The sequence below is a fragment of the Olivibacter sp. EAT-5 genome, assembly GCF_044784325.1.
GTDB classification, from domain to species: domain Bacteria; phylum Bacteroidota; class Bacteroidia; order Sphingobacteriales; family Sphingobacteriaceae; genus Olivibacter; species Olivibacter oleidegradans.
Genome location: NZ_CP173028.1, coordinates 2,069,775 through 2,082,812, shown reverse-complemented (window position 1 = coordinate 2,082,812; position 13,038 = coordinate 2,069,775). Strand labels below are relative to the sequence as shown.

The following is a 13,038-nucleotide window of genomic DNA, read 5'->3' as shown; positions in this document are numbered from 1 at the left end:
TTCGTGGATGAATCACTTTGCAGAAAGGAGGGCCTTTGGCTTACATAAGGCGCACCTTAACAATTAATTACTCAAAAACAACCGTTTTATTACCGGTTACAAAGACTCTGTCCTCGATAATCAACGACAGTGCTTTACTTAAAACCGCCTTTTCTATTTCTTTTCCTGCTTTGCGCATATCGTCAGCTGTATACGTATGGTTGACCGGTTTTACGTCTTGTGCAATAATCGGTCCTTCATCCAGATCGTCTGTTACAAAATGGGCCGTAGCACCGATAATTTTTACCCCGCGGGTATATGCTTGCTGATAGGGGTTCGCTCCAATGAAGGCCGGTAAGAAGGAATGATGAATGTTGATGATCTTTCCTTGATAATGCGCGATAAAAACAGGTGATAAAATGCGCATGAACTTGGCTAATACAACATAATCCGGACTGTAGCTATAAATTGTTTTATGCAGCTCCTTTTCAAATTCATCCTTTGTTTTCCCTTCATGGCTTACAAAGTGATAAGGTACATTAAAACGCTCGGTAAAAGACCGCAGGTGATCGTAATTTCCGATAACGCAACAGACATCGGCACCCAGTGTATTGAAAAAATAGCGCACCAGTGTATCGCCCAAGCAGTGCGGTTCTTTGGTGACCAGTATGGCAAGGCGCTTCTGTTTTGGCGGATTCACCTTTACAGAAGCACCTTTAGGTAGGATCATCAATAACTCCTGCATTAATTTTTCAGGGTCAACGGCCTTTCCCATGCAAACGATGCGCGAAAAAAAACGTTTGGTACTTTCGTCCACATACTCACGCATGGTAGTTATATTCAAACCATATTTTGCTACGACGTGTGCGATGGACGAAACTAAACCGACCGCATCGGTACAGTGAACAAGTATCAGGGTCTGTTCCATTTCGTTAAACCGCTGCCTTCAATTCATCGGCAAGCTTAGCGGCCGCAGCCTCTTCTTCTAAAACATCCTGCTCGATACGTAGGTTGTTCACGATATGTTTTTGCCGATCCGGCGTATTTTTACCCATATAGTATTCAAGCAATTGCTGAATTTTCTGATCTTTGGACAAGATCACAGGATCTAAGCGCATGTCTTTACCAATGAAAAGACCAAACTCATCGGGCGAAATCTCTCCCAATCCTTTAAATCGGGTAATTTCCGGCTTGCCACCTAATTTTATAATCGCCCGTTGACGCTCTTCATCACTATAGCAATAGATCGTTTCCTTTTTGTTTCTCACCCGGAATAAAGGGGTTTGCAAAATAGAAACATGTCCTGCCTTTACCAAATCAGGAAAAAATTGCAGGAAAAAGGTCATTAACAATAGGCGTATGTGCATTCCGTCAACATCTGCATCTGTTGCAATCACAATATTATTGTAGCGGAGACCGTCTATACCATCCTCAATATTCAGGGCATGTTGGAGTAAATTAAACTCTTCGTTCTCATACACCACCTTTTTCGTTAGCCCAAAGGCGTTCAAGGGCTTCCCCTTCAAACTAAATACCGCTTGTGTTTGTACGTCCCTGGATTTGGTAATAGAACCACTGGCAGAATCACCTTCGGTTATAAATAAGGTAGTTTCCTGATTACGCTCGTTTTTATCGTCATAGTGAATCTTACAGTCGCGTAACTTTCTATTATGCAGGGAGGCTTTTTTTGCCCGCTCGTTGGCCAATTTCTTGATGCCGGCTATGTCCTTACGTTCCCGTTCAGATTGTAGAATACGCTTCAATAAAGCGTCCGCCGTATCGGGATGTTTGTGCAAGTAATCGTCCAGCGATTTCTTTACAAAGTCGTTAATAAAGGTGCGCACGGTTGGTCCATCGGGGCCGATACTTTGCGATCCCAGTTTAGTTTTCGTTTGCGATTCAAAAACAGGTTCCTGCACTTTGATGGCAATGGCCCCAATTACGGAAGCCCTGATATCCGATGCATCAAATTCCTTTTTATAGAACTCACGTACGGTTTTCACGACAGCCTCTCTGAAGGCAGCCTGATGCGTACCCCCTTGCGTAGTATGCTGCCCATTTACGAAAGAGTAATACTCTTCTCCATATTGTTGCCCATGTGTCAACGCGATCTCAATATCCTCTCCCTTTAAGTGAATAATGGGATAGCGCATACCTTCCACATCAATATTACGCTCTAATAAGTCGCGCAAGCCATTTTCCGAAACAAATTTTTGTCCGTTGAAATTTACCGTCAATCCCGTGTTCAGGAACACGTAATTCCAAATCATATTTTCAACGAACTCGGGCCTATATTTATAGTTTCTAAAGATGCTATCGTCTGGAACAAAGGTGACCGCGGTGCCATTGCGCTGCGTGGTTTCTTTTTCCTCATCTTTCAAGAGTTCTCCTTTGCTGAATTCAGCAATACGCGTACGACCCGCTCGATACGATTGTACGACAAAGGATGAAGAGAGCGCGTTGACTGCTTTCGTACCGACTCCGTTTAGTCCCACCGATTTTTGAAAAGCTTTGCTATCATATTTTCCACCTGTATTGATCTTGGAGACAACATCAACCACACTTCCGATCGGAATACCACGACCGTAATCGCGTACGGAGACTTTTAACTCACTGACACTGATATCGATTGTTTTTCCCGCCCCCATTACAAATTCATCAATGGAGTTATCAACCACTTCTTTCAAAAGCACATAAATTCCATCATCGTATGCTGATCCATCGCCCAACTTACCGATATACATACCTGGCCGCAACCGGATATGTTCTTTCCAATCGAGCGAGCGTATACTATCTTCGTTGTAATTTGTCATATTTTAGTTATCAGTTATCCGCAACCAGCCATCAGCTGTATTACTTCATTACTTTATTGACTACTAAATATCAATCGACCATTGGCTAATAATTACATAGCTCATTGGCTAATTGTACCTATCTTCCAAAATCATCTTGCACCCGTACGATATCATCTTCATCCGAAGGATTATCGATATCTGTATGTTGCCATATTTCTGCCAACACACCCCATCCGTCTAAGCCTACCAAACGATGGCGCTCTCCTTTTTCAAGCTTGATGACATCACCGGGATGTTTTGTCTTCACTTCATTCTCCACGTCTGTATCACTTATTACCACACCAACGTCTCCTTTAACAACTTGCCATATCTCCGCACGGCGGTGATGGTATTGCCATGACAAACGTTTTTGTGGTGCTACAACTAATATTTTTGGACTTAATTTTCCTGATATTTTTAGGTCTTGCACATTCAGCCCGTTGAAGTATGTATCTGCAAACTGTTGCGCCTGGTTCTCGTCGATCACAAAAAAACCACCCCATGGACGTGTCTGATCCTGTTTATCGATGTGAAAACCCTGTTTTTTAAGTGTTTCTTCTATTTCGGCAAAAATTTCCTGTTTAGCTATGTCTGTCATGGTTCTTATTTTTTGCTAAGATAATGAGTTTTTTTGAATTCAAAGGTTATCTTCCCTACACCCCAGGTTAAGGTTTGCGTCTTAATTCGTTTTGCTCGTATTCGTATTTCAAAAATATTATGCTTGCATAATAAAAAATCAGTAAATTTGGAACAAACCCTAGCATTATGAATTTCGAATTAACTGAAGAACAATTGCTTATCAGAGACGCAGCACGCGATTTTGCTCAAACTGAACTAAAACCCGGTGTAATAGAACGTGATGAAAAACAACAATTTCCAGCAGACCAAGTCAAAAAACTTGGCGAATTAGGTTTTCTTGGGATGATGACCGATCCTGCCTATAATGGGGCAGGACTTGATACAGTCTCTTATGTGCTCGTTATGGAAGAATTGTCTAAAATTGATGCATCGACTTCCGTTGTCGTATCAGTAAACAATTCCCTGGTATGTTACGGCTTAGAGAAATTCGGATCAGAAGAGCAGAAAGAAAAATACCTAAAGCCACTGGCTGCGGGAACACAGATCGGTGCTTTTTGTCTCTCCGAGCCCGAAGCCGGCTCGGATGCCACTTCGCAAAAAACGATTGCGGAAGATAAGGGAGACTACTACCTACTTAACGGAACTAAAAATTGGATTACCAATGGGAGCAACGCTGCTGTGTATCTCGTAATCGCACAAACACACCCCAACCTTGGGCATCGCGGGATCAACGCTTTCATCGTAGAAAAAGATTCCCCTGGATTCACAATTGGGCCCAAGGAAAATAAGCTGGGAATACGGGGCTCAGACACCCATTCCTTACAATTTTCGGATGTCAAAGTACCAAAGGAAAACAGAATTGGAGCAGACGGTTTTGGCTTTAAATTCGCCATGAAAACGTTAGAAGGCGGCCGAATCGGCATAGCAGCGCAGGCATTAGGTATTGCCTCCGGTGCTTACGAGCTAGCGCTCAAATACGCAAAGGAAAGAACAACCTTTGGAAAACCCATTGCCGAGCATCAAGCCATTCAATTCAAGTTGGCAGACATGTATACGCAAATAGAAGCTGCACGTTTGTTGTGCCTGAAGGCCGCATGGCTGAAAGATCAGCATCAACCCTATGCGGAAGCTGCGGCGGTGGCTAAACTTTTTGCCTCTGATACGGCCATGCGCATAACCGTAGAAGCGGTACAGATTCATGGAGGCTATGGTTTTGTGAAGGAATATCATGTTGAGCGGCTCATGCGCGATGCCAAGATAACGCAAATCTATGAGGGCACCTCAGAAATCCAGCGTATGGTGATTGCTCGGTCTATATTAAAAGAGGGCTTTTAGTATCACTTCTAATAATAAGCGAAAGATTAGTATTTTAGCGGCATGGATATTGAACGATATCCGAATGCTTAATAATAATACGATGAATATTGCGCGTTTTCTTTTCCTTAGCTTGTTCACAGCCCTCGCTTTTACAAGTTGCACAGACAAAACAAACCAGCTTACCAACGGTGTGTGGAGAGGTGCTTTACAAACGGATAATTCGGTGGATATCCCCTTCAATTTCGAAATATATGATTCCTTGGGGGTTAAACAAATGGCCTTTTTGAACGGGAAAGAGCGTTTGAATATCAATGAGATAGAAGAAACCGCTGATTCCGTTTTTATAAAGACCCCACTTTATGAAAGTGAGATCAGGGCTGTAAAAACGGCAAATGGATTACAGGGAAAATGGATTAAGCATTTACCAAACAAAACGATTTCCATGCCCTTCATGGCTGAATCCAACCAATCGTTTCGCTTTGTGAAGGAAGAGAATTCAGGTGTCATTAATATGACGGGCAGATGGTCTGTTCAATTTTATAAAAATAATGGCACCGATACGACTTTTGCGGTAGGCGAATTTGAGCAATCCGGCAATCAAGTGAATGGATCGTTTCTTACAACAACTGGAGACTATCGTTTTCTAAGTGGTGTAGTGGATAACAAAACATTTATGGTATCCGCTTTCAGCGGCTCTAGCCCTGTATTATTCACGGGAGATCTAACTGATGGCAGTGATATTATTAAAGGCAAGATGTATGCCGGACCGAGCTCCGTGATGAATTGGTCGGCCAGACGTGACGAAGATGCGATGTTGCCCGATGCTTACAAGATTGCCGGGCTAAAACCCGGAAACGATCGCATAACGTTCAGCTTTCAGGATCTTGACGGCAATAAAGTCTCGTTAAGCGACGATCGTTTTAAAGATAAAGTGGTAGTGGTTCAGTTTTTGGGATCGTGGTGCCCCAATTGTATGGACGAGACCGCTTTTCTAGCACCGTTCTATGAAAAATATAAGAACAAAGGTTTGGAGATTATCGGCTTGGCCTATGAACGTTATAAAGAAATGGACAAGGCCAAAGCAGCTGTTTTGAACTTAAAAAATCGATTTAAAGTGAACTATCCGATCCTCTTAACCGGTTATACAAACGATAAAGGGCAAGTGGAAGAAAGTATACCGGCATTGGATAATTTTTCTGCCTTTCCTACCACCATCATCATCAAGAAGGACGGCACGGTTGATAAAATCCACACCGGCTTCAGCGGGCCAGCAACAGGAAAACACTATACCGAGTTCACTCAAGAGTTCGAAAAAGAAATCAATAAACTGTTAGCTGAATAAAGTCGTATATAATGTCAAGAAACTCCCTCTTCATTTCTATTACCTGTTTGCTCTTGAGTTGTTGGTCTTGCGCAACAACGAAACATGTCGATATTCCTCCGGTTAATATATACGCCAACGCACCGAACGCGGATGTTTACCACGCTTCTTATCCGCTTAAAATAAGTATAAAGCATACCGACTTAGACCTTCGTTTCGACTGGGAACGGGCGCGCGTATTCGGAAAGGCAACACTTACGCTACAAAGTTATTTTTACCCACAAGATTCGGTCATACTGGATGCCAACGGCTTCGAAGTAAAAGCGGTCATGCTGCTGCAAGATGCGGCGAGGAAAAAGTTACCTTTCACCTATGACGGAAAGAAGCTTGCCATTGCCTTGGATAGAAAATATAACCGTGATGAGCTCTTTAAAATATTTATTGAATATACCGCCAATCCCAATCAGTTGGAAGTAGGAAAAGATATTGCTTCGCCCGATGATCGAGGGTTATACTTCATCCAGCCCGATGAACTAGCAGGCATTCCAAGACAACTATGGTCTCAGGGCGAAACCGAATGCAATTCTAATTGGTTCCCGACGATTAACAACACCATGCTGAAAATGACGCAACAAATTGCGCTAACGGTTCCTGATTCGATGATTACCCTATCAAATGGCTTATTAAAGCAATCGAAAAGAAATAACGATGGTACGAGAACCGATATTTGGAAGCAGGAGCTGCCACACGCGCCGTACTTGGTCATGATTGCGGCAGGAAACTTTAAAATTGTCAAAGATCAATGGCGCGGAAAGGAGGTGAGCTATTACATGGAACCGAAATACGCGCCATATGCCTCCATGATTTTTGGAAAAACACCTGAAATGCTCGAATTCTATTCGAAAAAATTGGGCGTGGATTATCCCTGGGATAAATATGCTCAGATTGTCGTGCGGAACTTTGTAAGTGGGGCCATGGAGAATACATCGGCTTCGGTATTCTTTGATCGAATGAATATGACGCCGGCTGAATATAAGGATGAAACGTATGAAGATATTGTTGCTCACGAGTTATTCCATCACTGGTTCGGCGATTTAGTAACCGCTGAATCCTGGGCCAATTTACCACTCAACGAGTCGTTTGCCACCTATGGCGAATACTTATGGCTGGAACACAAGTATGGAAGAGAAGAGGCGGATATGCATGCATTGAATGACGAGCTAGCTTATTTTGCGAAGGACAAAAACAAAGAGCTCGACCTTATTCGATTTAACTATGCGGATCGGGAACAGATGTTTGATGAAGTGTCTTACCAAAAAGGAGGGCGTATTCTTCATATGTTAAGGGAAACCGTTGGCGATGACGCCTTTTTTGCGTCACTTCAACTTTATTTAAAAAAACATGCCTATCAGTCTGTTGAGGTCCATGATTTACGCCAAGCTTTTGAGCAAGTCACAGGACAAGATCTTAATTGGTTTTTTGATCAGTGGTTTTTGGCCGCCGGTCATCCGCTTTTGGAAATAAAAACGCACTATCAAGACAGCACAAAACAGGTGATTGTACAAATTGCTCAAAAGCAGGACTTAGCTAGTATGCCGCTCTATAAACTACCTATTGCGATTGACATCTATGTAGATGGTCATGTTGATCGTCAAACGGTTACACTAACTAAACAGGAGCAAACTTTTCACTTGCCGGCCACTAAAAGTCCACAATTAATTAATTTTGATGCAAAAAAGTGTATCCTTGGGAAGAAAGAGCAAAGTAAATCGCTTGACGAATGGGCTTATCAATACAAACACGCCCCCTTGTTTATGGATCGCTTTGAAGTATTGGAAAACCTGAATGATGTATTGGATAGTGCTAAAGCGAAGGAGATCGTTGTTGCGGCTTTAACCGATAGTGCCTGGATGATACGCTTGATGGCGCTTGGCGCGATTGAAAAATTCACAAAGGACGAGTTAAAGCAGATTTACCCTACCGTAAAAAAAATGGCAACAGCCGACGAACGTTCTTATGTTAGAGCCAGTGCTGTGATGCTGTTACGCACCCTCTTTCAAAACTATGATAATAAAGAGATATTTAAGATAGCATCTCAAGATGATGCACCAAGTGTACAGCAAGCACTTCATATGAAATAATCGAGAGCTAGGCGAGCGTGCCTGTTTTTGTCGCTTGCCGCAAGGCTGCCTGTGCAATGCGTATTTCATGAAATTCTACTTGCCGATCAAGCAGCTCGCGAATTTCGGTAATTGTTTTTTGAGGATATTGCTTCAACAAGGGTATGATAATTTCAAGTTTACGGGTAGACATGAGATCACTCGCCTGCAAATCGGTGCCGATGAAATTTGTTAAATGCGCTATAACGGTACCGGTTGTAAGTCCTCTCAGCGTAGCTATCTCATCAATTGTATGTCCGTTTTTAAAGAGTTTGAGACTAATCTGTTTCGTTTCACCAACGACCGACTTGTTCTTTTTGGGTTGTTGTTCATTTTTTACCTGAAGATGTTGTTGTTGGTGCTTGGCCACCTCATAGATCAAATCTTGTATATTTCTTCCTTCACGAATGGCTTGCGTAATAAACGTGCTTTGCCTGATTTGTTCTTGTTTCCGCCGGTAGGTCAACAATAAGTCTGCCAACTCTTTCTGATATTTTTTATTCTTCTTTTTAGCAGCCCATGCATCCATATGTTGTTGAAGGGGGGTGATAAGCTCCTCCTCTAAACTTTTGAGGAACCAAGCAGCGGCCTTTTGAGTACGTTCATGAATGAGTTCAATGTTTAAATCATCTAAATGCCGGAATTCCTTATTTAACCAGGCATTAAACTTCTCTGCAACTTCAAATTGCTGATTGCAAGTATAGCATATGGCGTCGATTTTCTTATATGCAAGGCTCTTATCGGGAATGTTCTTGGTTAGTACATCGTTTTTGAAGGTATTAGTTTCAAGCGCCAAAGTACCCCAGGAAAAAGCTTTGCTAAGATTATTCAAAAGATAGGATTTCTGCTCTTGCAGTAGCACTTCTGCAATCTCATCCTCCGATAAAACACGACTGGAAAAGGCCACGACATGTGGATCCGTATGGATACTTGCCGGCGAAATCTTTGATCGGAGGACCAATCCTTCCAATCCCGTTAACCGACTTAGCGCAACGTACACCTGCCCGGCGGCAAAGCTGCATCCGGCATCAATAACCGCCTTATCAAAGGTTAGGCCCTGACTTTTATGAATAGTGACGGCCCAAGCTAAACGAATAGGATATTGCTTGAAGGTTCCCAGTGTTTCTTCGCTGATTTTATCGCTTTGCTTATCGTAATTATAACGAAGGTTTTTCCATTCCTCTTGTTCGACCGTGAATAGTTCCTTCTCTCCGGGAAAACGAACTTTTATTTCTCCATGTCGAGCATCAATTTTGTCGACTACGCCAATTTTTCCGTTAAAGTAACGTCGGTCTTCTCCTTTGTCATTTTTTATAAACATAATTTGGGCACCTTCTTTAAGGTACAATCTACCCTCGGTAGGAAAAGAGTTCTCTGAAAAATCACCTTTGATGGCAGCTTCGAAGCAAACAGCGTGCCCCGGTAAGGACTCTAATTTACGTTGATTGATTTGCTCCGCAATATGGTTATGCGAACTCAAAGTAATGAAGGTTTCGCTCGGCGAAGGACTAAAGTCGGGCTTATAATGCGCATTCAACCTATCCAGCTCCTCTCCTGAACAGCAGTTGTTTCGAATATTATTGAGCAGAGAAATAAAACGTGCATCTTTTTGTCGATAAATCTTATTCAGTTCCAACAAAACCGGTGGAGCTTCCTGCATAACATGGGCATCAAAAAAGAAAGGACTTCTGTAATGCTGATATAGCAAGTTTTGCTCATGACTCTTAACCACAGGAGGCAATTGGTACAGATCACCAATGAATAACATCTGAACGCCACCGAAAGGACTTGCATTGCGTCTGGCCCATCTCAAGATTGTATCAATAGCGTCAAGTGTGTCAGCCCGCAACATAGATACTTCATCAATGATTAATAGATCGAGTTCCTGTAAAATGGCTCGTCGTTGTTTAGTGAGTTTTACTTTTCCGAAAAGGCGTTGTTTGTTGTAGATCAAATCGCTCGGATCGTTCCAATCAAGTGTATAATCAGCCAAATACATACCGAAAGGCAAGAAAAAAAGCGAATGGAGTGTGGTTCCGCCCGCATTAATAGCCGCTACACCCGTAGGAGCTACCACGGCAAGCTTCTTATACGTATGTTCTTTTATATACCGAAGGAAGGTGGTTTTTCCCGTCCCCGCTTTGCCGGTTAGAAACACCGGACGATTGGTGTGGTTGATAAAGGAAACCGCTTGCGCGAAGGTGGTATTATGGGCATCGAAATTCGACATGATTGGGTAAATGTTGATGAATGCGGCTCTTAAAATAAGGAAATTTTACCAACTTACCTAAAAGATGGGAATAATAAAGCAAACTCCGTATAGCTACCCAGTGCTGAGCGAACGGTAATTTGGATGCGATGTAAGTCGAATATCTGCTTACTCAAATGCAGCCCGATACCGTGTCCCGGTATGGCCTGATTCTTCGGACTGCGATAAAACAAGTTAAAGATCTGCGCTAATTCGCTCGGATCTATTCCTGTTCCCCTGTCTTTGATTATCAGCTGTAGATGCTGTTCATGCTCGCTTAATTGTACGAAAACAGGTTGATTGTCTGAAAACTTAAGTGCATTGTCGACCAAGTTGCCGATTGCGATCATTAGCAAGTCGCGATTACCCGACACTTCCAATAGGTGGGGCTTTTGTTCCACTTGATCCAAGTCGATGTGTATAAATGCCTCGGGATGGGTAATACTTGTTTTTTCCAGTAGATCCCATAATAATTCATCCACACGAAGGGGGGCAAATGGCACATCGGAAGAAGCTTCCAAGCCCGATAGAAGTAGTAAACCTTCCAAAATAGATTTAATATGAAGGGCATCGACATGTATTGAACCCATCTGTGTCCGGTACTCGTCCGGTGTCCGGGGACGCGATAAGGTGATCTCCAGGTTGCTAATAATCGCTGCCAAAGGTGTTTTCAATTCATGCGAAGCGTGTTTTAGAAAGCTGCGTTGGCTGTCTACCCCCTTTTCCAATCGTTCCAGAAAGCGATTAAACGCTTCGGTTAGTGCGGTAAGCTCGTCTTTCTCTTTTGTGCCTACAGCCAACCGGGCGTGTAAATTCTTCGCCGTAATAGAATTTACGTCCTGAATTAGCTGAGAAAAAGGGCGGAATGTTTGCTTCGCCAGTAAGTGCGTAAACAGGAAGCTTAGGCAAACACCCAATAATAAGGATATCAAGAGATAGCGTTTTAATTTATCGAGCTGAGCCAACCCCTCCTTATCCGTGTCGGAAGCAACAACAACATAATCCCCCTCATTGTCGCGATAAAAGATACCTGCAAATTGACGTTCATTATCAGTGAAATATAAAACTTTCTTTTGTCGTACATGACCGAGTACTTCATCTGATAGTTGATATTGAAGGGTATCGTACTCGAAGACCATGCGGTTGCTTTTATCGAAGAATCGAATAGATTCTCGGTGAATTTCACGATATCGCTGCTCAATCAGCTCATATTTTTGCGCATTTAGTTCATCCTTCTCCAAATGAAAAAAAGCCGCTGTGAAGGCCCTCGATTGTAATTGTTGAAAAAATGAATGCTTAACATGTTGCCTGAATAGTAGATAGGTCCCCGTAAACGTGATTCCTAAAATAAGCGTAACAATAAGCGTTGAGTTCCAAGCGAGTTTTAACCTCAGCGTCATTCTTCTTTTTGTTTAAGCATGTACCCCCTCCCCTTCACAGTATGGATGAGGGGCGCGGCAAAGCCCTTATCAATTTTATTTCGCAGATAATTAATATATACATCTACCACATTGGTATGCGTATTAAAATGGATATCCCATACCGCTTCTGCAATCTGCGTGCGGGAAACCACTCGTTCTCGATTGTTTAGCAGGAATAGTAAAAGCTTATATTCACGAGGTGAAAGCAGAATATTCTTCCCGGCACGTTTTGCTCCCTGTTCCGCAATATTGACTTCAAGATCTGCGTATTTTTGTACATCCAGAATACCTTTTTCAAAAGATTTTCGTCGTAATTGCGCGTTAATGCGTGCAAGTAGCTCTTCGAAATGAAAAGGCTTTCCGAGGTAATCATCCGCTCCTGCCTGGAGTCCTTTTACCTTTTCCTCCGGATTATCCAAAGCGCTCAAAATAATTAAAGGACTTGTAATTTTTCGTTCGCGAATAGCAGTGCATATCTGGAATCCGGATACGTCGGGAAGCATGATATCCAGTATAATCAGATCAAAGTAAATATCTTGCGTCACTGCCAGGGCTTCGTAGCCGCTCGAAACACATTTTACGGAGAAAAGCTGTTCCTCCAATCCCTTTCGAATAAAACTAGCCAAGCGCCTGTCATCTTCTATCAGCAATATTTTTACCATATGCTTCCTTTTGTATAATGCAAAGTAATCACATTGTGAACTTAAATCAAATTAGATTATTCTAATAATAAAGGCTTAGCGATTGCATCATTGAACAGCGAAAAAGTTAGTGGGACGATGAAAACTATTTCACTAGTTTATTATTATGGTCCGGAAAAACCAAAATCGGTTCGTGCTTTTTGGCTTCCTCCATAGGGAGTTGGCAATAAGAAATGATAATCACAATGTCGCCTACTTGAACTAAGCGCGCGGCAGCTCCATTCAAACATACAATACCGGAACCACGTTCGCCTTTTATAACATAGGTTTCAAAGCGTGCACCGTTGTTATTATTTACGATCTGCACCTTCTCGTTCGGAATAATATTAGCCGCCTCTATTAAATCTTCATCAATCGTAATGCTACCCACATAGTTGAGTTCTGCCTGAGTAACCTTTACGCGATGAATTTTCGATTTCAACACCTCGATAATCATGGCACAAAGATACGCATTTTGTTATTTAATCTATCACAGATGC

At 42.4% G+C, this 13,038-nt stretch carries 10 protein-coding genes; 3 read left to right on the top strand and 7 right to left on the bottom strand.

Annotation, left to right across the window (positions count from 1 at the left end):
* Nucleotides 1-67 precede the first annotated feature (67 nt).
* The 3 genes from purU to ACH11B_RS08530 form a co-directional block, all read right to left on the bottom strand.
* Nucleotides 68-907 carry a formyltetrahydrofolate deformylase gene (gene purU, locus ACH11B_RS08540; RefSeq protein ID WP_130854448.1) on the bottom strand — a complete coding sequence of 280 codons (840 nt, stop codon included), beginning with the start codon at nucleotides 905-907 and terminating at the stop codon, nucleotides 68-70.
* A 4-nt stretch (nucleotides 908-911) separates the two neighbouring features.
* Complete coding sequence (locus ACH11B_RS08535) at nucleotides 912-2,792, bottom strand: DNA topoisomerase IV subunit B (protein ID WP_013664934.1); 1,881 nt, start codon at nucleotides 2,790-2,792, stop codon at nucleotides 912-914.
* A gap of 118 nt (nucleotides 2,793-2,910) precedes the next feature.
* Entirely contained in the window at nucleotides 2,911-3,411 is a 501-nt protein-coding gene (locus ACH11B_RS08530; protein ID WP_013664933.1) for a phosphomannose isomerase, read from the bottom strand.
* A 167-nt stretch (nucleotides 3,412-3,578) separates the two neighbouring features.
* Here ACH11B_RS08530 and ACH11B_RS08525 point away from each other — a divergent pair, with 167 nt between their 5' ends.
* The 3 genes from ACH11B_RS08525 (at nucleotide 3,579) to ACH11B_RS08515 (ending at nucleotide 8,171) form a co-directional block, all read left to right on the top strand.
* A complete protein-coding gene (locus tag ACH11B_RS08525; RefSeq protein WP_130854449.1) occupies nucleotides 3,579-4,727 on the top strand; it encodes an acyl-CoA dehydrogenase in 1,149 nt (382 codons plus the stop codon).
* A gap of 64 nt (nucleotides 4,728-4,791) precedes the next feature.
* A complete protein-coding gene (locus tag ACH11B_RS08520) occupies nucleotides 4,792-6,051 on the top strand; it encodes a peroxiredoxin (RefSeq protein WP_242627103.1) in 1,260 nt (419 codons plus the stop codon).
* A gap of 11 nt (nucleotides 6,052-6,062) precedes the next feature.
* Complete coding sequence (locus ACH11B_RS08515) at nucleotides 6,063-8,171, top strand: M1 family metallopeptidase (RefSeq protein ID WP_130854450.1); 2,109 nt, start codon at nucleotides 6,063-6,065, stop codon at nucleotides 8,169-8,171.
* Between the two features lie 7 nt (nucleotides 8,172-8,178).
* On the opposite strand, the gene ACH11B_RS08510 is transcribed toward ACH11B_RS08515, so the two are convergent.
* The 4 genes from ACH11B_RS08510 to panD all read right to left on the bottom strand — a co-directional run bounded on the left by ACH11B_RS08510 (nucleotide 8,179) and on the right by panD (nucleotide 12,995).
* On the bottom strand, nucleotides 8,179-10,419 hold the full coding sequence (locus tag ACH11B_RS08510; protein WP_377613246.1) for a helix-turn-helix domain-containing protein: 2,241 nt from the start codon (nucleotides 10,417-10,419) through the stop codon (nucleotides 8,179-8,181).
* A gap of 53 nt (nucleotides 10,420-10,472) precedes the next feature.
* On the bottom strand, nucleotides 10,473-11,837 hold the full coding sequence (locus ACH11B_RS08505; RefSeq protein WP_130854452.1) for a HAMP domain-containing sensor histidine kinase: 1,365 nt from the start codon (nucleotides 11,835-11,837) through the stop codon (nucleotides 10,473-10,475).
* Nucleotides 11,834-12,520, bottom strand: a complete 687-nt coding sequence (locus ACH11B_RS08500) for a response regulator transcription factor (RefSeq protein ID WP_130854453.1) — start codon at nucleotides 12,518-12,520, stop codon at nucleotides 11,834-11,836. Before ACH11B_RS08500 ends, ACH11B_RS08505 begins: the two co-directional genes overlap by 4 nt.
* 124 nt (nucleotides 12,521-12,644) lie before the next feature.
* Nucleotides 12,645-12,995 (bottom strand): aspartate 1-decarboxylase, encoded by a 351-nt coding sequence (gene panD / locus ACH11B_RS08495; protein ID WP_013664926.1) that lies wholly within the window; start codon nucleotides 12,993-12,995, stop codon nucleotides 12,645-12,647.
* Between the last annotated feature and the right edge of the window lie 43 nt (nucleotides 12,996-13,038).